Source organism: Achromobacter sp. 1011811831 (assembly GCF_059760905.1).
This window is the reverse complement of the sequence record NZ_JCBANG010000033.1, coordinates 1-22,216: the sequence shown is the minus strand read 5'-3', so window position 1 is coordinate 22,216 and position 22,216 is coordinate 1. Positions and strand designations below refer to the sequence as shown.

The following is a 22,216-nucleotide window of genomic DNA, read 5'->3' as shown; positions in this document are numbered from 1 at the left end:
CTCATCCTCGCGCCGGGAACAGCCCGCCCGGCTTGGCGATCAGCACGATCGCCATCAGTACGTAAATGCTGGCCGAGGCCAGGCCCGCGGCCAGCGGATCGGCGGTGGCCGGCGAAAACACCGCGCCCAGCAGCTGCGGCAGGAAGGCGCGCCCCAGGCTGTCCACCATGCCCACCAGCAGCGCACCGGCCAGCGCGCCGCGCACCGAGCCCACGCCGCCGATCACGATGACCACGAAGGTGGTGATCAGGATGCGCTCGCCCATGCCGATCTCGACGGCCAGCAGCGGCGCGGCCATCACGCCCGCCAGGCCGCACAGCAGCGCGCCCAGGCCGAACACCAGCGTGTAGAGTTTCTTGATGTCCATGCCCAGCGCGTCGACCATCTCGCGGTCGTCGGCGCCGGCGCGGATCAGCATGCCGACGCGGGTGCGGTTGACCAGCCACCACAGGCCCAGCGCCACGGCCGCGCCGATGGCGATGAAGGCCAGCCGGATGATCGGGTACTGGAAGCCCGGCGCCAGCGTCGCCGCGCCTTCCAGGAAGGACGGGATGCCGACCAGCGGCGGGCGGCGGCCAAAGATCAGGCTGACCGCCTCGTTGCTGAACAGCAGCAGGCCGAAGGTCGCCAGCACCTGGTACAGGTGATCGCGCTTGTAGAGCCGGCGTATCACCAGGATCTCGATCGTCAGGCCGTACAGCCCCGCCCCCAGCAGCGCCGCCAGCACGCCCGCGAGGAACGAGCCGGTGGTGCCGATGGCGTAGGCGGCGCAGTACGCGCCCACCATGTAGAACGAGCCGTGGGTCAGGTTGACCACGCCCATGATCCCGAAGATCAGGGTCAGTCCGGCCGCCAGCATGAACAGCATGGCGCCGAACTGCAGCCCGTTGAGCAACTGCTCGAACAATAGCGTCATGACGGCATCTTGCAGTGTTGGGCGTAGGCGTCCTTGTCATCGGACACCAGTTTGCGGACCAGGCGCGGCGACAGGCTGCCGTCGGCGCCCTTCTCGACGCGCATCAGGTACAGGTCCTGGATCGGGTGCTGGTTGACGTTCATGCTGAACTTGCCGCGCAACGAGGCGAACTCGGGCTTGCGCAGCGCGGCGCGGAATTCCGCCGCCTTGGACAGGTCGCCGCCGGTGGCCTTCAGGCCCGCGCCGATCAGCTGGGCCGTGTCGTAGGCCTGCATGGCGTAGTCGGTGGGCGCGCGGCCGTAGGCCTTCTTGAACGCTTCCACGAAAGCCTTGGACTGCGGATTGTCGAAGTCCATCGACCAGATGCCGGTGGTGTAGGCGCCCAGCGAAGCATCGCCGGTGGCCTGGATCATGCGGGCATCCATTGAAAAGCTGGGCATCAGCATGGGAATGGTCTTGTTCAGCCCGGCCGCCGCGTACTGCTTGACGAAGTTGATGCCGGTGCCGCCGGGATGGAACTGGTAGATCGCGTCGGGCGCCAGCGAACGCAGCCGCGCCAGCTCAACCGAGAAGTCCGACTGGTCGAGCTTGGTGTAGATCTCGGCCGCGACCTCGCCCTTGTAGGTGCGCTTGAAGCCTTCGATGGCGTCGCGCCCTGCCTGGTAGTTCGGCGCCAGCAGCACCACGCGCTTGTAGCCCAGCTCATTGGCCGCCACGCCGCCGGCGGTGTGGAAGGCGTCGTTCTGGTAGGACGCGACGAAATAGTTGGGATCGCACTTCTCGCCGGCGAAGTTCGACGGGCCGGGGTTCAGGCTGACGTAGAACGCGCCCGACTTCACCACGCCCGGCACGACCGCCGCCAGCACGTTCGAGAAGTTCACGCCGGTATAGAGCTTGACGCCCGATTGCAGCAGCCGGTCGGCGGCCTGCTTGGCGTTGGCGGGCTTGAGCCCGTCGTCCTCGATCACCAGCTCGACCGGCACGCCGCCCAGCTTGCCGCCCCCCTGCTGGATGGCCAGGTTGAAGGCGTCGCGCTCGTCCTCGCCGATGTAGCCGGCCGGCGTGGACAGCGTAGCGATGAAGCCGATCTTCACCGGACCGGCCGCCTGCGCCGACGCGCCCGCGGCCAGCGCCAGGCATCCCAGGATCATTTTGCAGTTCATGTTTTTCCCCTTGGAGACTGCATGGCCCGGCGTCTCTCGCGCCGGGCGGATTCATTGCTTGGAATGCCGGCCTTTACACGGCCACGACCGGATGGCGCAGCGTGCCGATGCCCTCGACGCCGGCCTCGACCACGTCGCCCGGCCACAGCCATTCCTGCGGGCTGCGGCCCGCGCCCACGCCTTCCGGCGTGCCGGTGGCGATGATGTCGCCCGGCTCCAGCGTGATGCCGGCGCTGATGTCCGAGATCAGGAACGGCACCTTGAACAGCATGTGGCGCGTGTTCGAGCCCTGCTTCTTCTCGCCGTTCACCGTGAGCCACAGGTCCAGCTTCTGCGGATCCGGGATCTCGTCGGCGGTCACGATGCAGGGGCCGAACGGCGCATAGGTGTCCTGGCCCTTGGAATAGATCCACTGACCGGCGCGGCGGCAGTCGCGCGCGCTCATGTCCAGCATCACGCTGTAGCCGAACACATAGGACAGCGCGTCGGCCTCGGCCACGCGCGCGGCGCGCCGGCCCATGATCACGGCCAGCTCGACTTCCCAGTCCAGCTGCTGCGTGATGCGGGCGTTGTGCTCGATCGCGTCGCCCGGGCCGATCACGGTGGTGGGCGGCTTGGAGAAGATCACCGGCTGCTTGGGCAGGTCGGCGGACGTATCCAGCGTGCGGCTGGATTCCTCGACGTGCTCGACGTAGTTCAGGCCGATGCCGAAGATGTTCTTGCGCGGACGCGGGATGGGCGCCAGCAGCTTGACGTTCTCCTGCGGCAGCGCGGCGCCCACGGGCCAGGCGCCACGAAACTGTTCGAGCAGGCGCGCGGCCTGCGCCAGCGCGGCCGGGCCCAGGTCGATGAAGCTCAGCATGTCGTCGGGCAGCGCCACGCCGCCGGCCTGGCCCAGCAGGGCCAGGTCGATCACATAGCCGTCGGCCAGCGCGCCAAGACGGCCGGCGGCGGCGGGATGGGCGCGAAAAGTCACCAAGCGCATAGGTACTCCAGAATATTCAAGACGAGTGGATACGGGCGTCCCGGCAGGCCGGGGCGTCGGATGGAAAATCGTTGTTCGGAACCGCGTCAGATCAGCGTCTGATGACCGTCGTTGTCCTTGAGCGCCTCTTCGCGGTATAGCGACAGCGCGCGCATGACCGGCAGATCGTTGAAACAGAACAGGCAGGCGTCGTCGTTCGAGGACAGGTTGACGTGCTCGTGCATGGCCCAGGACGGCACGCAGAAGATGTCGCGCTCGGTCCAGTCGTAGCGCCGGCCCTCGATGATGGAATAGCCGCTGCCCTTGGCCACCTGGTAGATGAAGCTGCCGGTGTGGCGGTGCGCCTTGGTGTGCTCGCCGGGCCGCAGCAGCTGCATGCTGGCGCCGATGGTCGGCATCACCGGCCCGCCGGTCATGGGATTCACGTACTCCAGCAGCACGCCGTCATACGGGCTGCCCGCGGTGACGCGCGCGTAGCGGCGCAGCGCCTCGTAGGTGGGCTCCCATTCGTATTTGAACAGCGGCGAGTAGGGCTTGGTCCAGCCCGAGGCCTGCGGACGCAGCGCCACGCCGCCCCAGGTGGCGGTGGTGTCGTCGACCGGATGCGTGACGGCCTGGTTCAGGTCCGGATGCACGGCATAGAAGCCGGCTTCCAGCGCGTTGACCAGCGGGATGTCCAGGCCGTCCTGCCAGATGCAGGTAGTGCCGTCCTCGGACACGCCGTGCTCGTGCCAGGTGCCGTTGGGCGTGAGCACGAAGTCGTTCGCGCCCAGCGTCATCTTGTGGCCGTCGACGATGGTGTACGCGCCACTGCCTTCCATGATGAAGCGCAGCGCCGAATGCGAGTGCGCGTGCGCCGAGGCCAGTTCGCCCGGCTTCATCACCTGCAGGCCCGAGTACAGCCAGCCCACGGCGGCGGCCACGTCGCGGCGGCCGGGATTGTTCAGGTAGATCACGCGGCGGCCGGCTTCCTCGGGCGAGACCAGCTCGGCCGAGCGCAGCACGTGGCCGCGCAGGTCCTGGTAGCGCCAGACCACCGGCACCGAGGCCGAGCGCGGCGCCCAGGGCTCGATCTTGTTCGCCACCGTCCACAGCGCGCCTGTCTCCAGCCGCGCCAGCTCCTGGTAGTAGGCGACGCGCTCCGGCGAGTCGGCCACATTGGCGCGGCCTGCCCGGTCTTCGCGGTATGCGTCGTACCTGTTCGTCTCCATCCCGACCTCTTTTTATAAAAAAATTTAGATTTTCGAAAATATTAAATCCGGGGATGGCGCCTGATCAAGAATTGCGCGCTAGGGGTTTTCCTGGGGAGAGGCGGCCTGTAAAAACCACTGTACAAAATCACAGTTGTCCTGATACATTGCGCTCGCCTGTGCAACCCGTCGCCTGGAGACGCTCATGTCCGAAGCCGCTCACGTCATGCAGTACATCGTCGTACCCTATCGCGCCGCCGCCGGCGGCGTCGCCCCCGGTGAGATCCGTCCCGCCAGCAGCGAGTTCGGCGCGATCCGCATCGCCAATTCCATGGCGGCGAAATTCGCCGGCGTGGCCGCCTACGAGGTCATGGTGGACAAGGAAACCGGCGACATGGGATCGCCGCGCATCCTGGCGCAGATCGGCACCGTGCCCGCGCTGGACGATTGAACCGGCGGCGCATGAGCGGACAGGCCGGCGCCCGTCCGGCCTGACGCGGCCCAGGTCGGGAAAGCCATGAGCCGCCGCTGCTTGCGCCGCTCGCGCGCGCATGGGTAAGGTAGGCGCCTGCCGTCGCGGCGTCCACCGGAGACGAAACCTTGGCCCGACTTCACCGCTTCCTGTCGCGCTGCGCGCTCGTCACCTGCGCGTTCAGCCTGCCCGCCGCCGCCCAGACCCCGCCCGTCAAGCTGGTGGTCGGCGCGCCACCCGGCGGCACCACGGACACCGTGGCCCGCAACATCGGCCAACACATGAGCCAGACGCTCAAGCGCACCGTGCTGGTCGAGAACCGTCCCGGCGCCGGCGGCAACATCGCCGCCGACTACGTCGCCAAGAGCGCACCCGACGGCAACACGCTGCTGGTCACCTTCACGAGCTTTTCGATCAACGCCTCGCTGTACCGCAAGCTGCCCTTCGATCCGGTCCGCGACTTCACGCCCATCAGCATGCTGGCCCGGGTGCCCAGCGTGCTGGTGACGCGCAAGGACTTCCCCGCCCAGGACATGGCGGCTTTCGTTCAGCAGGTCCGGGCGCATCCTGGCAAGTACACGATGGCGGTCGGCGCGCTGGGTTCGTCGCTGCACATGGCCGGCGAGCGCATGAAGATGATGGCCGGGCTGGATATCCTGAACGTGCCCTACAAGGGCACGGCGCCGGCGATCACCGACCTGCTCGGCGGCCAGGTCGACATGATGGTCGCCAGTTCGCTCAACGCGCAGCCGCATATCAAGTCCGGCGCGCTCAAGGCGCTGGGCTTGACCAGCCCCCGGCCGCTGCCGCAGTTTCCCGGCGTGCCGCCCATCGGCGACACGATCAAGGGCTTTGAATCGAATGCCTGGTTCGCGCTGTTCGGCCCGGCGGGGATGCCGGCCGATGTCGTGGCGGCGCTCAACGGCGCGGCGCGCCAGGCCGTGGCGGCGCCGGATTTCCGCCGCTTGCTCGACGCCGAGGCCGCCACCGCGGTCAGCAGCAGCCCGCAGGAACTGGATGCCTTCGTGAGGCAGGACATCGCGCGCTACGCCGAGATCGTCAAGTTCACGGGCGCGACGCTGGATTGAGCGCCCGGGACGGGCGCTGACTTGCGGCGACCGGAATCGGCCGCCGCCGGCGGGCCTCAGCCCGACTTGCCCGTATCGATGGTCAACGTGTCCTGCGTCATCAGCGATTCGACCGACTCCACGTTCATCGGACGGCCCAACAGATAACCCTGCAGCGAATGGCAGCCCAACTCGGTCAGGAACTCGCGCTGCTCGGGCGTTTCCACGCCTTCGGCCACGACCTGCACCTTCAGGGCGTTGCCCAGCGCGATGATGGCCGACACGATGGCGGCGTCCTCGGTGTCCTGCTCCAGGTCTCGCACGAAGCCGCGATCGATCTTCAATTCCGTGGCCGGCAGGCGCTTCAGGTACAGCAGGCTGGAATAGCCGGTGCCGAAGTCATCGATGGAAATGCGCACGCCCATCTCGTGCAACTGTTGCAGGATGGCCAGGCTCGCGTCGGCGTTCTTCATGGCCGTGGATTCCGTGACCTCCAGCGTCAGATAGCTGGCGTCCAGGCCATGGCGTCGCAGCACGTCGGACACGGTCCCCACCAGGTCCGGATGGCCGAACTGCACCGCCGACAGGTTGACCGCCACGCTCCAGCGGATGCCGTGTTCCCGGTGCCAGGCCGCCAGTTGCCGGCAGGCCTCGTTCAGCACCCACTTGCCCAGCGGAATCACGAGCCCCGTCTTCTCAACGATGGGGATGAACTCGTCCGGCATCAGCAGGCCCAGCGTGGGATGCTGCCAGCGCACCAGCGCCTCGACGCCGATGATGGGACCGTCGGGCGCCATGAACTTGGGCTGGTAGTGCAGCCTCAATTCGCTGTTTTCCAGCGCGCGGCGCATGTCCTGCACCAGCTGCAGCTGGCGATGCACATTGGCATTCATCGACGACTGGAAGAAGCAGTACGTGTCCCGGCCCATGCCCTTGGCGTGATACATGGCCGCGTCGGCGTTGGTCAGCAGGTCGTCCTGGTCGATGCCGTCGTTGGGATAGATGGCGATGCCGATGCTCAGCGAAATGGCGAGCTGGTGGATATCGATGCGGAACGGCTCGCGGATCGCCTCGATCAGGTCCTCTGCCAGGCGGCCCGCGCTGGCCGGATCCATGTTCAGCGCCAGGATCACGAACTCGTCGCCGCCCATGCGGGCGACGGTGTCTTCCTCGCGCAGGGCGCCGCGTATGCGCTGCGCCACTTCGATCAGCAGCAGATCGCCGACGTGATGGCCGTAGACATCGTTGATGCCCTTGAAGCCATCCAGGTCCAGGAACATCAGCGCGAAGGTCAGGTCCTTGTCGCGCCGCGCCGTGCGCAGCGCCTGCTTGAGGCGGTCGTCCAGCAGCAGGCGGTTGGCCAGCTTGGTCAGGTTGTCGTGCAGCGCCAGGTAGGTGAGTTCCTCGTTCGCCTTGACCAGCGAGCTGGACAGCGACGAGGTCGTGGTCTCGAGCCGCAGGTCCTGCAGCGACACCAGCAGCGCCGTGCCCATCACGGACATGGTGACGGTGATGATGAACAGCGCCAGCCATTCCGGGCTGAGCCCTCCGACGAAAGCGCCGCAGATGCTGCCCAGCGGGAAATTGGCGGCGGCCATGCCCGTGTAGTGCATGCCGACGATGGCGATACCCATGACCACGGCGCCCAGCAGGCGCATGCGCCGCACGCGCGTGGTGTTGTGCCGCAGGTTGAACGCGATCCACAGCGCCGCGCCCGAGGCCAGGACCGCGATGAGGATGGAAAGCGCGAACAGGGCCGGGTCGTAGGCGATGCCCGGCGCCATGCGCATGGCGATCATGCCGGTGTAGTGCATGCCGGCCACGCCGGCGCCCATCAGCAGCGCGCCCACCGCCAGTTTTTGCCAGGGCAGGCGCTCCTGGCAGACCAGGTGCAGCGAATAGGCGGAAAACGCGATGGCGATCAGCAGCGACATCAGCGTGATCCACGGGTCGTAGCCCAGCGGGATCGGCAGGCTGAAGGCCAGCATGCCGACAAAGTGCATGGACCAGATGCCCAGGCCCATCGCCGATGCCCCGCCGGCGAGCCAGTATTTCGCGGCCCGCCCACGGACATTGCTGATCCTCCCCGCCATGTCCAGCGCCGTATACGACGCAACAATCGCAACAATTAAAGAAAGAAAAACCAGGAGGGGACTGTATTCACCGATCAGCATCGCTATTCCTGCAAGCCTGCGGCCCGGCTTCGATCTTGCCGGCCCCGCAGTGAGCCAATGCTACCAGCGGTTTGGCCGCGAAAGCAGCAGCGCGATGAGTGTGGAAGCGGCTTTTCTTGGTTCTGTTGTTTTTTCTGGAAGACGAACGGGAAATGCGAGCTGCGCATGGCGGTTGATATGGCGCAGTCCTGCTCTGTGACTGTCACGTTCTTCGCGTTGCATGACGGCGATCCGCAAGCGCAGACGCGCGGATCCATGCGCAATGCTGGCGAAGATATTCTCCATTTCGCGACATTCAAGAATCATCGCGCATTGCTCATGCCGGTGCGCGGCAGACGATGATCCAGGCGCGATCCATCGCCCGCGTCGCTTCAATACAGGGTATTGCGAACCCGCCAGCGCTCGCGGCGGCTGTCGAATCCGTGCGTGCGCTAGTTGGCGCGGTGCGGTTCGACCCTCGGAATATCAAATAGAGTAATGCTCCGATATTCCACAACCTCATTGCGGACGAGAATGATGACTCCCCAAAATTGGCCAGGGGATGCGGCAAGACACTCCCGGTCAAGCATCAAGGCCACGTTTCTTGTCTCGCCGGCTTGAATGACGAGCAGGCGTCCCGGGACATCGGTCGCCACCGTCACCGGCATATCGGGCGACGTGACGCTTGCACACAGGCCCGCATTCAGATCCCGGCCGGATAGCGCAATCCCCACGCTGTCCGGCCCGGGATTATGAATGGACGCTCGCAGCGTGCCGGGATCGAGCTCATCGACCGCCTCCAATCTGTCGATCTCGATCCGAATCGGCGTCGACAAGGCCGGCGCGGGCCATTGCGGCATTTCATCGCCGACGGCTTGCGCCGCCACATCCACCACCCGGCGCGCCTGCGCTATCCACTCCTGCAGGGCTGCCGTACCACAAGACCTTTAACCGTCTGGCCTACGTCGGCCTGGACGGCGGCAAGATCGGCGCGCTCACGCTGGGTCTGCAGAACACCGTGATCCAGGACCTGATGGCCGACCACTTCGATCCGCTGACGGTCGGTAACTACGCCGAAAACTCGTGGCTGCCCGCTGCCATGGGCCACGTGCGCGCGAACAATGCCATCCGCTACGCGAATACGCTGGGCGACCTGGCTGTGATAGGCCAGTGGTCCAACGGCGATAGCTGGAAGGACCGCGCTGCCGGCCAGCAGATGGGTATCAGCCTGCGCTACACGGTCGGCCAGCTCGGCCTGGGCGGCGCCTTCCAGAAGACCGTTGACTCCGGCAACTCCGACAAGCGCCAGCAAGTCTGGAACCTCAGCGCCTCGTATCAGTTCGAAGTCGTCAAGGTCTTCGCCGGCTATTTCAACGGCGGGGACCAGACCAACTGGACCAACGCCGTCATGGGCCGCGCGATTGACCCGACCAGCACCCTGGATCGCAAGGACAACGGCTACTTCCTGGGCGCCAGCTGGCAGGCCACCCCGCGCTGGACCATCACCGGCGCCGCCTATTACGATCAGGCCAAGAACGTCGTGGTCGACGGCGACAAGGGCAAGCGCTACGCCCTGGTGGCCGTGGCTGAATACGCGCTGTCCAAGCGCACGCAGGTGTACAGCACCGTGGACTACAACAAGGTCCGCGACGCATCCACCGGCGACATCTCCGGCCGCACCAGCCAGATCGGTGCCGGCCTGGGCATGCGCCACATCTTCTAATCGTCAAAACGATTCAAGGCCTGCCCCCGGCCGCATGAAGTAGAAAAGCCCACCGCAATCGCGGTGGGCTTTTTTTTGGGCACAGGCCAGCGCTCTTTCAGCTGTTCATGAGGTCGCGCAATCTTGTTCGAACGTCGTCCACGCCCGCCTTCACATCACCGACCACATTCTGGTACACCCTGTTCCATCGCTCCACTCGTTCGGGGTCTTGAATTGTCAATTCCACGCCGTAGTAGAACAGATTGTACTTATCTAGCATGACCGTGTAGAGCTTCTCCACACACAACTCCGTATCGCCCGTTAGATGGATCCTGTTCCCTCTGTATATCTCGTCAAACTCCCTGATTGCCTGAAACGCGTGCTTACGGAGCGCATCGGCATCGACATTTACCGCACGAAAGGGAAGCGTAAAGGCGACTAAATTGTCGTAGGCGGACTCTACTGCACTGTAGACCAGTTGAATGGCCTCAATCTGCCCTTTTGCGACATGCCCGTACTTCGTCGCCTGGCGGCTGGATTCTCGAGCCAATTCGGCCGTAAGCCTAGCCATTTCTGCGTCGTTGACGGCTTTGAGTTCGGCTTTGTATTGCTCGACGCTCAAATCGGAAGCAGTCTTTAATTGACTCTTCAATTTCTCGAGATCTTGATCATAGTCAGCCTTGATGCTGTGCTTGATCTTCTGTTTGATCCACGTACGCAGGGCAAATCCAAAAAGTGCGACAAGGCCCGTGCTCAAGAGGGTTGTAAGCGCGGTTTGCCAAACGAAATCTGATAGCTGCATGTTGTCCTGTCTCCCGTCCGCAGGCATGAATATGAGGCCAGTCGAAGCTACGATGCATGCGCGACCAAACTGGCGTTCGAGCGGCATAAAAGGTATCACGTGTGTCCTAAAAGTGTCCCTCCATGCGATAGGTGCGGTGCAAAGGTGGGAATTATTGGCCCATATCTGCCCTATCCGTGGGGTAAAGCGGAGCGCCATCGATTGGTCGAGAGCGATTTCATCCGATTTGTATACATTGAAGTTGCTGCCCCATCATGGCTTTACGCGGAGGTTGAGGGTTGTATGTAAGACAATAGAAATCCTCTCCCCGCCAGAAAAGACAAAACAAATCAAAAAGATAGCTGCACCCGGAGGGTGCGTCCTGTGTGAGGGCCTTAAGGGACTCCGTGAACGTCCGTAGGACGGCCCCGCCGGCGCAGCCGGGGGGGGGGGAACGGCCGCCCGCATGGAGACAGCCCCCAACAAAGCAAAAGGGCCGCCCGTTAGGGTGCCCCTTTTACTTTGCGCCCTCCGTGCCTACACGATGCGCCCCAGCTCGGAGATCAACGACAACCCGGCCATTGTCGTAGCGGTGCACAAGCCCAGGCACGGCAGCAGCGCTCACCGATACTGCAGCCCCCTTGCCATATGGCGCCAGGCCCTCACCGATCTTGGGTTCCGCGAACGAGATGCAAGGCAGACCCGACATACCTATGCGACTACATGCCGGCATGAATCCCGGATACCTGTCCAGGCAGATGGGCCACAAGAACGCCAAGATGTTCTTCGAGGTCTATTCGAAATGGATCGACGGTGCGGCCAACCAGCGCGAGAAGGACAAGATGCGCCAGCTCGTTGCGCAGTACCGACCTGAAGAGTCGGCACACGCCGGCCAGAGGGACGACACGTAGGCGTTTTGGTCACGCGGTGGTCACACACCACGCCTAAGTCTTTGATTTGATGGCGCGCCCGACAGGAATCGAACCTGTATCAAGAGCTTCGGAAACTCTCATTCTATCCATTGAACTACGGGCGCAGCGCAAGGGAGGCGGTATTGTACCCAAGTTTGAGCAGCGTGCATGAAATAGATCAAATCCTCGCGCAAACTGCTCGAAAACCCGGCCCGATCCATTGGACGGGCGTCCATGACACCGTTATATAATCCAGCGTTTGCTTGCTGGGCGATCCGCTGTTCGCCGCCCGAATGTGCAGTACTGATCTTTCTCTGTTGCCGCCACCAGGCGCCCCGGTACCCGTTTGCAGGATTTGGTCATGAGCAACCAGCAGGAACACATAGAAGAGCATTCCTCCCCCATCAAGACCCCCAAGCAACTGATCGTCACGGCCATACTGGCGTTCGTGGTGCCGATCGGGATCATCATCCTACTGGTGAACATGGTCGTCTCCGGCACCAAGGTCGGCGCCGGCTCGGACACCCTGACGCCTGAAGCCGTCACCAAGCGCATTGCGCCGGTCGCCGGCTTCGAGCTGGTCGACGCCAACGCGCCCAAGGTCTTCAAGACCGGCGAACAGGTCTTCGCCGCCGTCTGTACGGCCTGTCATACCGCCGGCGTGGCGGGCGCTCCCAAGATCGGCGACAACGCCGCCTGGGCGCCCTTCATCAAGTCCGGCTACGAGTCCCTGCTGAACGTCGCGCTGCACGGCAAGGGCGGCATGCCCGCCAAGGGCGGCAACCCGACGCTGAGCGACTACGAAGTCGCGCGCGCCGTGGTCTACATGGCCAACAAGTCCGGCGCCTCGCTGCCCGAACCGGCCGCTCCGGCCGAGGACGGCGCGAAGAAGGAGGAAGCCGCCGCTCCGGCTGCTGCTGCGCCGGCCGCCGCCGCGCCGGCTCCTGCCGCTGCCGCCCCGGCCGCCGAGGCTCCCGCACCCGCAGCGCCCGCCCCCGCCGCTGCTGCGCCCGCGCCGCAACAGGCCGCCGTCAACCCGGCCGGCGAAAAGCTCTACAAGAGCGTCTGCTTCGCCTGTCACGCCACCGGCGTGGCCAACGCGCCCAAGTTCGGCGACAAGGCCGCCTGGGAGCCCTACATCAAGACCGGCATGGACGCGATGGTGAAGGTCGCCATGCAGGGCAAGCCGCCCATGCCGCCCAAGGGCGGCGCGGCCACCGCCACGGAAGAAGACATCCGCGCGGCCGTGCAATACATGGTGGACGCGGCCAAGTAGCCCGCTGATCCGCGCCGCCAGAGGGCGGCACAGCAAAAAGACCCTTGGAATTCCAAGGGTCTTTTGCATTGGCGGACGCCAGGATCACCCGCAACAGGCACAAGGGTATTGGCCACCGCGCCATCGGTGCGCGCGTCGGCCCGCGTTGCGCCGGCTCGCCGCAAGTGCGGGCCGCGCGCCATCCATCAAGCCGCCGCCGGCTCCAGCAGCGACATGCCCAGTTGCACGCGGCGTTGCAGCCACAGGCTGGGACGATAGCGCTGGTCGCCGGTGACGCGCTCGATGTTCTTGAGCACTTCCAGGATGCGCGTGGTGCCCAGCGTGTCGCCCAGCGCCAGCGGGCCCGTCGGATAGCCCAGGCCCAGCGTCACGGCTCGGTCGATGTCCTCCGGCGTGGCGATCTGCTGCTGCGCGATGTCGCAGGCGATGTTGACGATGGTGGCCACGATGCGCTGCGCGACGAAGCCCGGCGAATCCTGGATCACGGTGACCGGCACGCCGTCGGCGGCCAGCGCGGCATGGGCCGCGTCGCGCCATTGCGGCTGCGTGGCCGGCGACAGCATCAGGCTGCGGCGCTTGGCGCCGTCCAGCGCGTACAGCGTGTCCAGGCCGACGCTGCGAGCCGGATCCAGGCCCTGCGCCGAGACGGCGGTGGACACGTCCTCGCCGTAAGGCGTGACGATGATGAGCGCGTCGGCCGCCGGCGTGGAGCCGGAGATCAGCGGCGCGCCCAGCTTTTCCAGCAGCGCGGTGGCGCGCGCATAACCTTCGGGGTGCTTGGGGCTGACCCAGATCTTCAGATTCTGCGGCAGGGCCGGCGCGGGCGTTTCGGCCGGCACCTGCTTCTGGCCGTCGACATAGGTGTAGAAGCCTTCGCCGGCCTTGCGGCCGATCAGACCGCCGGCCAGGCGCACGGCGGTGATGGGCGAGGGACGGAAGCGCGCCTCGTCGTAGAACTGGCGGTAGATGGATTCCATCACCGGATGCGACACGTCCAGCGCGGTCAGGTCCAGCAGCTCGAACGGGCCCATGCGGAAACCGGCCTGCTCGCGCATGATGGCGTCGACCTGGGCGAAGCTGGCCACGGCCTCCTGCGCCACGCGCAGGCCCTCGGTATTCATGCCGCGGCCGGCATGGTTGACGATGAAGCCGGGCATGTCCTTGGCGCGCACCGGCGTGTGGCCCATGCGTCGGGCCAGCTCGGCCAGCGCGTCGCCGACTTCCGGCGCGCTGCGCAGGCCGTCGATCACTTCCACCACCTTCATCAGCGCCACCGGGTTGAAAAAGTGATAGCCGGCCACGCGCTGCGGGCGCTTGCAGGCCGCCGCGATGGCGGTGATGGACAGCGAGGACGTGTTCGAAGCCAGGATGCAATCCTCGGCCACCACGCCTTCCAGCGCCGCGAACAGGTCGCGCTTGACGTCCAGGCGCTCGACGATGGCCTCGACCACCAGTTGGCAGTCCGCCATGTCGGACAGCGCGCCGGCCGCGACCACGCGCTCGAGCGCGGCCTGGGCGTCGGCGGCGCCGAGCTTGCCCTTCTGCGCCAGCTTGTCCCAGGTCTGGCGCAGCGCTTCGCGCGCCGACGCGACGGCTTCCGCGCTGGTGTCGTACAGGCGCACGCGCAATCCGGCCTGCGCCGCGATCTGCGCGATGCCGCGCCCCATGGCCCCGGCGCCCACGACGCCGATGGTTTGAATCTCCTTCATGAACGCTCTCCTGCCTCTATATGGACGATCTGGGTGATTGGATATGTGGATGGCTTGCGGCGGACCATGGCCGCCGCGCGCCGCGACGCGCATGCAAGATGCCCGCGACGCGGCCGCGCAGGAATGTCAGGCCTGGCCCTGCGCCAGCGCCTGGATTTCATCGGCCGACAGGCCCAGCTTCTCGGACAGCACCTGCGCCGTGTGCTCGCCCAGCATGGGCGGGGCGCGGCGGTATTCGACCGGGCTGCCGGACAGCTTGAGCGGGCTGGCGGCCATGGGCACCTTGCCGGCGGCCGGATGCGGCAGCTCGCGCTTCATGCCGCGCGCCAGCACCTGCGGATCTTCGTAGACCTGGTCCAGCGTGTTGATCGGACCGGCCGGCACGCCCACGCCTTCCAGCGCGGCCAGCCAGTGGTCGCGCGCGCCCGTGGCCATGCGCTCGGCCAGCAGCGGCACCAGTTCCTCGCGGTTCTTCACGCGCTGCGGATTGGTCGAGAAGCGCGGATCGGCGGACAGCTCGGGCAAGCCGATGACGCCGCAGTAATTGCGGAACTGGCTGTCGTTGCCCACGGCCACGATCAGGTGGCCGTCGCTGGCCGCGAAGACTTGATAGGGCACCAGGTTCTGGTGCGCGTTGCCGGCGCGGCGCGGCGCCTTGCCGGAGGTCATGTAGTTCAGGTTCTGGTTGGCCAGCATGGCCACCTGGCAGTCCAGCAGCGCCATGTCCACGCGCTGGCCCAGGCCGCTCCTGCTGCGCTCGTGCAGCGCCGCCAGGATGCCGACGGTGGAATACATGCCGGTCATCAGGTCGGCCACCGCCACGCCCGCCTTCTGCGGACCGCCGCCGGGCAGGTCGTCGCGTTCGCCGGTGATGCTCATCAGCCCGCCCATGCCCTGGATCATGAAGTCATAGCCGGGGCGGCTGGCGTAGGGGCCGGTCTGGCCGAAGCCGGTGATGGAGCAGTAGATCAGGCGCGGATTCAGTTCCTTCAGGCTGTCGTAGTCCAGCCCATACTTGGCCAGGCCGCCGACCTTGAAGTTCTCGACCAGGATATCGCTTTGCAGCGCCAGCTCGCGCACGAGCTCGGCGCCGCGCGGCGAGGCGATGTCCAGCGCCACCGACAGCTTGTTGCGGTTGGCCGACAGGTAGTAGGCCGCCTCGCTGGTGTCGTTGCCGGCCGCGTCCTTCAGGTACGGGGGGCCCCAGGCGCGGGTGTCGTCGCCCGATCCCGGGCGTTCGATCTTGATGACTTCGGCGCCGAGGTCGGCCAGGTTCTGGGTGCACCAGGGGCCGGCCAGCACGCGGGTCAGGTCCAGCACGCGGATGCCGGTGAGAGGGGCGGGACGTTGCGACATCTGATCTCTACGCTCATTCAAAAATGAAAACGTCCGGTCCGCGCTGCACTGCGGGCCGGGCGGGAATTCCGTCATGCCGGCGGCTGGCCGGCGCTCGCGCCGCGCCGCCTTGCGGGCCTTGCGATTCGTCGTCGGGCTAGTGTGCTGTGCCGCAGATACGCCCGCACAGCACACTGCTGGATATTAGCCTTTAGCCGGCATCGCCGGGACGCGGCGGCCGGGACCTGTCGACGCGGCGGACGCTGGCCGGGCGGCCGGCGCATCCGCCCGCCGCCCCGCGCCAGGATCGCCGCAGGCTCAGGAATGGGCCTTGATAGTCTCGCGCGCGATCACCAGCTGCTGGATCTGCGAGGTGCCCTCGAAAATGCGGAACAGGCGCACGTCGCGATAAAAGCGCTCGACCGCGTACTCGGACATATAGCCGGCGCCACCGTGGATCTGCACCGCGCGGTCGGCCACGCGGCCTACCATCTCGGTGGCATAGAGCTTGCAGCAGGCCGCCTGCATGGTGGTGTTCTCGCCGCGGTCGCGCATGCGCGCGGCGTCCAGCACCATGCAGCGCGCCGCATACAGCTCGGCCTGGCTGTCGGCGATCATGGCCTGGATCAGCTGGAATTCGGCGATGGGCTGGCCGAACTGCTTGCGGTCGATGGCGTACTTCACCGCGTCGCGCAACAGGCGGTCGGCAATGCCCACGCACAGCGCGGAGATGTGCAGCCGGCCCTTGTCCAGCACCCGCATGGAGGTGCGGAAGCCGTTGCCTTCCTCGCCGCCCAGCAGCGCGCTGGCGGGCACGCGGCAGTTGTCGAACACCACGTCGCTGGTCAGCGCGCCGGCCTGGCCCATTTTCTTGTCGGGCCGGCCGATGGACAGGCCGGGCGTGCCCGCCTCGACCAGGAAGCAGGAGATCGACGCGGCGCGGCGCTCGGGCGCGGTGCGCGCCATGACCGAGAACAGGCCCGCGATGGGCGCGTTGGTGATGTAGCGCTTGGTGCCGTTGAGCACGTAGTGGTCGCCGTCGCGCTCGGCCGAGACGCGCAGCGCCATGGCGTCGGAGCCGGCATCCGGCTCGGTCAGCGCGAAGGAGCCTATCAACTCGCCGCTGGCCAGCCTGGGCAGGTAGTTCGCGCGCTGCTCGTCAGTGCCGGCCAGCACGATGGCCTGCGAGCCGATGCCGATGTTGGTGCCGGCCAGCGAGCGGAAGGCGGGCGAGGTCTGGCCCAGCTCGAACACGACCCGCACCTCTTCTTCCATGTTCAGGCCCAGGCCGCCGTGCTCGGGCGCGATCGACAGGCCGAACAGGCCCAGCTCGCGCATTTCGCGCACAATGTCCGGCGGCACCTGGCCACTGGCGGCCAGTTCGTCCTCGGCGGGAATCAGGCGTTCGTGCACGAAGCGGCGCACGGCGTCCAGCAACAGGGTCAGGGTTTCGGTGTCCAGGGCCATGATCGGGGTCTCTTCCAGGGGTCCGGGTGGGCGGCGGCGCTCAGGCGCGCATGCCGCCAACCAGTAAGTCGTAATAGCCGGCGGCGATGGTTTCGGCGTCGTCGCCCATGCCCGGCTTGTACCAGCGCACCATCCAGTTCAGCATGGACAGCACCGCGCGGCCGGTGGCGGCCACGTCCAGCGGTCGGAACGCGCCCTCGGCCACGCCTTGCGCGATCACTGCGCGCAGGCGTTTCTCGTAGCCGTCGCGCAGGCGCGCGGCGTCCTCGCGCTCGGGCAGCGCCATGCCGGAATAGCCGATCAACATGGTGACGAATTCGGCGTGGTGCCGTTCGAAATAGCGCGCGTGGCCCAGCATGAAGGCGCGCAGCCGCTCGGCCGGGCCCGCCGCCTGGTCCAGCGCCTGGCCGACATGCCGCGTCAGGCCCTCCAGCACCGCCAGGATGATGGCGTCGTAGATGTCCTGCTTGGTGGTGAAGTAGTGATAGATGGCGGCCTTGGACACGCCCAGCGCCGCCGCCAGGTCGGCCACCGAACTGCCGTCGTAGCCGCTTTGCGCGAACAGCTTGGCGGCTTCTTCCAGGATGCGTTCGCGCGGCGCCGCCAGCGTGGGCGGCCGGCCAGCGCGGGCGCGCTTCTGGGCGGGGGGAGCGGTATGCGCCATGACAGGGCCTGTTGGGACTGCGATTGGACAGGAATTTCGGCTGGAACTACGGCAGTGACTGCGGCCGGGACCGCGCTTGCGATCAGAGCTGGAATCAGGGCAGCGCCCGCCCATCAGGACGCGAGCGAACCTCGATTGACAGCGGCTCGGCGCATGCCGTTAAATAAAGATTAATTAATTACCGGACGGTCGGTAGGTAATTATAGGCACAGCCTGCGGCAGGGCTCAAGCGGTTTGTTCCACGGCCCCGCGCGCTCCCCATCCTGACCCATGAACGCACGCGTAGACACCATGCCCCATCCTCTCGTGACTGATTTGTATGGCCAGATGTCCCTGCCGGTCATCAGCGCCCCGATGTTCATCGTGTCCAATCCCAAGCTGGTGGTGGCGCAATGCACCAGCGGCGTGGTCGGCTCCTTCCCGGCGCTGAACGCCCGCCCCCAGAGTCTCCTGGACGACTGGCTGGACGAGATCCAGGCCGGGCTGGCCGCGTACCGCGAGGCCCATCCGGGCGCCAAGGTCGCGCCCTACGCCGTCAACCAGATCATCCACCAATCCAACGACCGCCTGGAACAGGACCTGGCCGTCTGCGCCAGCCATCGCGTGCCGCTGATCATCACCAGCCTGCGCGCGCCGGGCGACCTGGTGAAGGGCATCCACGACTGGGGCGGCAAGGTCTTCCACGACGTCACCACGCTGCGCCACGCCGAAAAGGCGCTGGAAGCCGGCGTGGACGGCCTGATCCTGGTCTGCGCGGGCGCGGGCGGCCACGCCGGCACGCTCAGCCCCTTCGCGCTGCTGTCCGAGGTGCGCCGCTTCTATGACGGCCCGCTGATCCTGTCCGGCGCCATCACCACCGGCGAACACGTGCTGGCGGCGCAGGCCATGGGCGCGGATTTCGCCTACATGGGCACGCGCTTCATCGCCAGCGAGGAAGCCAACGCCAGCGAGGGCTACAAATCCGCCATCGTCGATGCCAGCGCCTCGGACGTGCTGTACACGCCGTTCTTCACCGGCATCCCCGGCAACTATCTGAAAGCCAGCGTCGTCGCCGCCGGCCTGGATCCGGCCAATCTGCCGGCGCCCGACAGCGGCGCGTCCAACTTCGGCAGCGGCCGCGCCAAGCCCTGGAAGGACATCTGGGGCGCGGGCCAGGGCGTGGGCGGCATCGACAGCGTGCTGCCCGCCCGCGAGATCGTCGCCAGGTTGCGCACGGAATATGCCCAGGCCCGCGCCCGCCTGGCCGGCGCGGACTTCGCGTAAGCACGACGCCACGCAACGCCCCCGACCCGGAGAACGACGCCATGAGCATTGGCCTGGCCATCGACCGCGACGGCGCGGTCCTCACCCTGACCATCAACCGGCCCGAGCGCCGCAACGCGCTCGACAACGCCACCTACGCGGCGCTGACCGAGCAGCTGGCGCGGGCGTCGGCCGACGCGTCCGTGTCGGCGGTCATCCTGACCGGCGCCGGCGAGCACTTCACCGCCGGCAATGACCTGCGCGATTTCCAGGCCGAGCGCGACGCGGGCGACAGCGCCGCGATGAGCTTCCTGCGCGCGTTGACGACGACCGAGGTGCCGGTCATCGCGGCCGTCGAGGGCTATGCCGTCGGCATCGGCGTCACGCTGCTGCAGCACTGCGATTTCGTGCACATCGCCGAAGGCGCCACGCTGCGCCTGCCCTTCGTGGCGCTGGGCCTGTGCCCGGAAGGCGCGTCCAGCCTGCTGCTACCCAGGCTGGCCGGCGCCCGCCGCGCCGCCGAATGGCTGCTGCAGGGCAAGGCCTTCGGCGCCCGCCAGGCGCTGGAGGGCGGACTGGCCACCTCGGTCACGCCCGCCGGCCAGGCACTGGCGGCGGCCCGGGCCACGGCAGCCGACCTGGCGGCCCAGCCGCCGGCGGCGCTGCGGCTGACCAAGGCCATGCTCAGGCGCCCGGACCGCGACGCCATCCAGGCCACGCTCGACTATGAAGCCGAGCAGTTCCGCGCGCGCCTCGCCACCGAGGAGGCCCAGGCGGCGTTCGCGCGGTTCTTCAAGAAGTAGGTAGACGGCGCCAACGCCACGCTCAGAACGGCGAGTCAGGCCGGAAGTTCGGCGCGCGGCGCTCGCGCAACGACTGGATCCCTTCGCGCACGTCCGGGCCGGCAAAGCCCATGAACTCCAGTGCCAGCGAGGTATCAAAGCTGGGGCCGGCCATGCGCAGCCAGTTGTTCAGCGAATACTTGGTCCAGCGGATCGCGGTCTGCGAGCCGGCGGCCAGCTTGTTGGCCACTTCGAAAGCCTTGGCGATCAGCTCGGCCTCGTCCACGCACAGCGACACCAGGCCGATGCGCTCGGCTTCCTCGCCGGACACAGTCTCGCACAGCATCAGGTAGTACTTGGCCTTGGCCATGCCGCACAGCAGCGGCCAGACGATGGCCGCGTGGTCGCCGGCCGCCACGCCCAGCCGGGTATGGCCGTCGATGATGCGGGCGTTGCGCGCGGCGATCGAAATGTCGGCCAGCAGCCCGGCCACCAGGCCGGCGCCCACCGCCGCGCCGTGCATGGCGGACACGATGGGCTTGTTGCAGTTGATGATGTTGTAGACCAGGTCGCGGGCCTCGCGCCAGACGCGGGCGCGCACGTCGAAATCGTCGGCCATCTGCTGCACCAGGCCCAGGTCGCCGCCGCCGGAAAAGCCCTTGCCCTCGCCGCGGATCACCACCACGCGCGTATCCGGATCGGTATCGATGTCGCGCCAGATGTCGGCCAGCTCGCGGTGCATGCGGTCGTCGGCCGTGGACAGCTTGCCGGGCAGGCCGTCCTTGGCGCCCATGATCAGCTCCAGCACGCCGCCGGGATGCCGGCGCAGCTTCAGGGACTCGTAGGCGGCGTAGTGTTCCAGCGTGATGTCGGTCATTGTCTTCTCCGGTGGCGCCGGCAGGACGCCGGCGCGTTTTGGGGCACTATAGTGGATGAAGGGATCCATCCCGCCCCCGCCCCGCCCTGGAAGCCCAGCCCATGAACACGCCCGTCCCGCCCGCCGGCGCCCCCATACGCCGCGATGATCTGTCCGCCCTGTTCGCGCCACGCGATCCGGACAGCCACAAGGGCAGCTTCGGCACGGTCGGCGTGGTCGGCGGCGGCCCGGGCATGACGGGCGCCGCGCTGCTGGCTGCGCGGGCCGCGCTCAAGAGCGGCGCCGGCAAGGTGCTGGTCGGCTTCGCCGAGGACGCCTCGCCCCTAGCCTGCGACCCGCTGCAACCCGAACTGATGTTGCGCGACGGCCGCTCGCTGCTGGACGGCAACTGGAACGTGACGACCTGGGTGGCGGGCTGCGGCATCGGCGACGCGCCCCTGGCCGCCGATCTGCTGTGGCGCCTGTTCGCCCGGCGCGGCCAGGCGCCGCTGGTGCTGGACGCCGATGGATTGAACCTGCTGGCGCGCGGCCAGGTCGAGCCGCATTGGGGCGATGGCCCGGTCGTGCTGACGCCGCATCCGGCCGAAGCGGCCCGCCTGCTCGGCCGGACGACCGCCCAGGTACAGGCCGACCGGCCCGCCGCCGCCCAACAGCTGGCCGGCCGCTATGACGCCTGGATCGTGCTCAAGGGGGCCGGCACCATCGTCTGCGCTCCCGATGGCGGCTGGCGGCGCAACACCAGTGGCAATCCCGGCCTGGCGACTGCCGGAACCGGGGACGTATTGGCGGGCATGCTGGGATCGCTGATCGCCCAGGGCCTGCCGCTGGAACAGGCGGTCGCGGGCGCGGTCTGGCTACACGGCGCGGCGGCGGACGCCCTGGTCATGAAGGGCATCGGCCCCATCGGCCTGACGGCGGGCGAACTGGCCGACGCCGCCCGCACCTTGCGCAACCGGGGCTAGGGTCCCCTGGGGTTGCCCCCGCCACGGGGAAAAGCCCGGCCGGCGAGCTAAGTCCCTGGCACAAAAACATTTTTACAACATTCACATGGTTGGCCCTGTTGCGCCCGTTGCCTTTTCCCTAGGGTTATCCCTATAATGGTTTACCCCAAGACGAAACGGACTGGACTGGAGAACACCATGAGCGAACTGACCCTGAACCACACTGCCCGCCTGACCGACGCGCTGGAGCGCGACCTGCTCCGCGGCGCCCTCGAGAACCAACCCAACGCCCACCCGCTGCTGAGCCTGAAGAAGGCCAGCAAGGCTGTGGTCGCCGGCATCGCCGCCGTGTTCGCCTTCATCGACGAAGTCAACGAATCGATGAACCGCGCCCGCGCCGCCAGTTCGCGCTTCTCCGGTTCCCAGTGGTAAGAACCGCCGCGTCGGCCTGAACCGCGATAGATCTCCCGCGGTTGATGCCGGCGCGCGGTGGCCGGAACGCCCGCTGCCCGCGCAGCGCCCGTTCCGGCCCCAGGCGCCCTGCCCCTCACCGGGCGCCTAAGCGCCGGGGCAGCCTCAAGAG

21 protein-coding genes, 1 tRNA gene and 1 pseudogene are annotated in these 22,216 nt (G+C 67.0%); 9 read left to right on the top strand and 14 right to left on the bottom strand.

What is annotated here, in order from left to right; all coding sequences use genetic code 11:
- Position 1 precedes the first annotated feature (1 nt).
- From AC6LJ9_RS14585 to AC6LJ9_RS14570, 4 genes are all read right to left on the bottom strand, one after another.
- Complete coding sequence (locus AC6LJ9_RS14585) at positions 2 to 916, bottom strand: branched-chain amino acid ABC transporter permease (RefSeq protein ID WP_212318002.1); 915 nt, start codon at positions 914 to 916, stop codon at positions 2 to 4.
- Entirely contained in the window at positions 913 to 2,079 is a 1,167-nt protein-coding gene (locus AC6LJ9_RS14580) for an ABC transporter substrate-binding protein (protein ID WP_498148107.1), read from the bottom strand. Before AC6LJ9_RS14580 ends, AC6LJ9_RS14585 begins: the two co-directional genes overlap by 4 nt.
- 73 nt (positions 2,080 to 2,152) lie before the next feature.
- Positions 2,153 to 3,064: a fumarylacetoacetate hydrolase family protein gene (locus tag AC6LJ9_RS14575; RefSeq protein WP_103272193.1), complete on the bottom strand. Its 912-nt coding sequence runs from the start codon at positions 3,062 to 3,064 to the stop codon at positions 2,153 to 2,155.
- Positions 3,065 to 3,150: 86 nt separating this feature from the next.
- Positions 3,151 to 4,275, bottom strand: coding sequence for a cupin domain-containing protein (locus AC6LJ9_RS14570; protein ID WP_212318006.1), 1,125 nt, complete (start codon positions 4,273 to 4,275; stop codon positions 3,151 to 3,153).
- Positions 4,276 to 4,459: 184 nt separating this feature from the next.
- Between AC6LJ9_RS14570 and AC6LJ9_RS14565 the strand changes: the two genes are divergently transcribed.
- Both AC6LJ9_RS14565 and AC6LJ9_RS14560 read left to right on the top strand, forming a co-directional pair.
- Positions 4,460 to 4,705 (top strand): hypothetical protein, encoded by a 246-nt coding sequence (locus tag AC6LJ9_RS14565; protein WP_103272191.1) that lies wholly within the window; start codon positions 4,460 to 4,462, stop codon positions 4,703 to 4,705.
- A gap of 149 nt (positions 4,706 to 4,854) precedes the next feature.
- Positions 4,855 to 5,814 (top strand): Bug family tripartite tricarboxylate transporter substrate binding protein, encoded by a 960-nt coding sequence (locus AC6LJ9_RS14560; protein WP_498148106.1) that lies wholly within the window; start codon positions 4,855 to 4,857, stop codon positions 5,812 to 5,814.
- A gap of 56 nt (positions 5,815 to 5,870) precedes the next feature.
- Here AC6LJ9_RS14560 and AC6LJ9_RS14555 read toward each other — a convergent pair whose 3' ends face one another.
- The 3 genes from AC6LJ9_RS14555 to AC6LJ9_RS14545 form a co-directional block, all read right to left on the bottom strand.
- Entirely contained in the window at positions 5,871 to 7,967 is a 2,097-nt protein-coding gene (locus AC6LJ9_RS14555) for a putative bifunctional diguanylate cyclase/phosphodiesterase (RefSeq protein ID WP_498148105.1), read from the bottom strand.
- 60 nt (positions 7,968 to 8,027) lie between these two features.
- Positions 8,028 to 8,252 carry a hypothetical protein gene (locus AC6LJ9_RS14550; RefSeq protein ID WP_212318012.1) on the bottom strand — a complete coding sequence of 75 codons (225 nt, stop codon included), beginning with the start codon at positions 8,250 to 8,252 and terminating at the stop codon, positions 8,028 to 8,030.
- A gap of 146 nt (positions 8,253 to 8,398) precedes the next feature.
- On the bottom strand, positions 8,399 to 8,842 hold the full coding sequence (locus tag AC6LJ9_RS14545) for a hypothetical protein (RefSeq protein WP_498148138.1): 444 nt from the start codon (positions 8,840 to 8,842) through the stop codon (positions 8,399 to 8,401).
- A gap of 44 nt (positions 8,843 to 8,886) precedes the next feature.
- Between AC6LJ9_RS14545 and AC6LJ9_RS14540 the strand changes: the two are divergent.
- Positions 8,887 to 9,669, top strand: a pseudogene (locus AC6LJ9_RS14540) (porin); the annotation flags it as partial.
- A gap of 97 nt (positions 9,670 to 9,766) precedes the next feature.
- Here AC6LJ9_RS14540 and AC6LJ9_RS14535 read toward each other — a convergent pair.
- Positions 9,767 to 10,450 carry a hypothetical protein gene (locus tag AC6LJ9_RS14535; RefSeq protein ID WP_498148104.1) on the bottom strand — a complete coding sequence of 228 codons (684 nt, stop codon included), beginning with the start codon at positions 10,448 to 10,450 and terminating at the stop codon, positions 9,767 to 9,769.
- 692 nt (positions 10,451 to 11,142) lie between these two features.
- On the opposite strand from AC6LJ9_RS14535, the gene AC6LJ9_RS14530 reads away from it, so the two are divergent.
- On the top strand, positions 11,143 to 11,340 hold the full coding sequence (locus tag AC6LJ9_RS14530) for a hypothetical protein (protein ID WP_498148103.1): 198 nt from the start codon (positions 11,143 to 11,145) through the stop codon (positions 11,338 to 11,340).
- Between the two features lie 50 nt (positions 11,341 to 11,390).
- Here AC6LJ9_RS14530 and AC6LJ9_RS14525 read toward each other — a convergent pair.
- A tRNA-Arg gene (locus AC6LJ9_RS14525) sits at positions 11,391 to 11,465 on the bottom strand.
- A gap of 236 nt (positions 11,466 to 11,701) precedes the next feature.
- On the opposite strand from AC6LJ9_RS14525, the gene AC6LJ9_RS14520 reads away from it, so the two are divergent.
- A complete protein-coding gene (locus AC6LJ9_RS14520; protein WP_498148102.1) occupies positions 11,702 to 12,616 on the top strand; it encodes a c-type cytochrome in 915 nt (304 codons plus the stop codon).
- Between the two features lie 185 nt (positions 12,617 to 12,801).
- Here the strand turns inward: AC6LJ9_RS14520 and AC6LJ9_RS14515 are convergent, their stop codons facing one another.
- The 4 genes from AC6LJ9_RS14515 to AC6LJ9_RS14500 form a co-directional block, all read right to left on the bottom strand.
- A complete protein-coding gene (locus AC6LJ9_RS14515) occupies positions 12,802 to 14,325 on the bottom strand; it encodes a 3-hydroxyacyl-CoA dehydrogenase (protein ID WP_498148101.1) in 1,524 nt (507 codons plus the stop codon).
- Between the two features lie 126 nt (positions 14,326 to 14,451).
- Complete coding sequence (locus AC6LJ9_RS14510) at positions 14,452 to 15,681, bottom strand: CaiB/BaiF CoA transferase family protein (protein ID WP_498148100.1); 1,230 nt, start codon at positions 15,679 to 15,681, stop codon at positions 14,452 to 14,454.
- Between the two features lie 297 nt (positions 15,682 to 15,978).
- Positions 15,979 to 17,127, bottom strand: coding sequence for an acyl-CoA dehydrogenase family protein (locus AC6LJ9_RS14505; RefSeq protein WP_212318023.1), 1,149 nt, complete (start codon positions 17,125 to 17,127; stop codon positions 15,979 to 15,981).
- A 40-nt stretch (positions 17,128 to 17,167) separates the two neighbouring features.
- On the bottom strand, positions 17,168 to 17,791 hold the full coding sequence (locus AC6LJ9_RS14500) for a TetR/AcrR family transcriptional regulator (RefSeq protein ID WP_212318025.1): 624 nt from the start codon (positions 17,789 to 17,791) through the stop codon (positions 17,168 to 17,170).
- Between the two features lie 270 nt (positions 17,792 to 18,061).
- On the opposite strand from AC6LJ9_RS14500, the gene AC6LJ9_RS14495 reads away from it, so the two are divergent.
- On the top strand, positions 18,062 to 19,054 hold the full coding sequence (locus tag AC6LJ9_RS14495; protein ID WP_498148099.1) for an NAD(P)H-dependent flavin oxidoreductase: 993 nt from the start codon (positions 18,062 to 18,064) through the stop codon (positions 19,052 to 19,054).
- Positions 19,055 to 19,095: 41 nt separating this feature from the next.
- Positions 19,096 to 19,836 carry an enoyl-CoA hydratase-related protein gene (locus AC6LJ9_RS14490; RefSeq protein ID WP_498148098.1) on the top strand — a complete coding sequence of 247 codons (741 nt, stop codon included), beginning with the start codon at positions 19,096 to 19,098 and terminating at the stop codon, positions 19,834 to 19,836.
- Between the two features lie 22 nt (positions 19,837 to 19,858).
- Here the strand turns inward: AC6LJ9_RS14490 and AC6LJ9_RS14485 are convergent, their stop codons facing one another.
- Positions 19,859 to 20,692, bottom strand: a complete 834-nt coding sequence (locus AC6LJ9_RS14485; protein ID WP_212318031.1) for an enoyl-CoA hydratase/isomerase family protein — start codon at positions 20,690 to 20,692, stop codon at positions 19,859 to 19,861.
- Positions 20,693 to 20,793: 101 nt separating this feature from the next.
- Here AC6LJ9_RS14485 and AC6LJ9_RS14480 point away from each other — a divergent pair, with 101 nt between their 5' ends.
- Positions 20,794 to 21,654: an NAD(P)H-hydrate dehydratase gene (locus AC6LJ9_RS14480; RefSeq protein WP_498148097.1), complete on the top strand. Its 861-nt coding sequence runs from the start codon at positions 20,794 to 20,796 to the stop codon at positions 21,652 to 21,654.
- A 177-nt stretch (positions 21,655 to 21,831) separates the two neighbouring features.
- Complete coding sequence (locus AC6LJ9_RS14475) at positions 21,832 to 22,065, top strand: hypothetical protein (RefSeq protein WP_103272179.1); 234 nt, start codon at positions 21,832 to 21,834, stop codon at positions 22,063 to 22,065.
- Positions 22,066 to 22,216 lie beyond the last annotated feature (151 nt).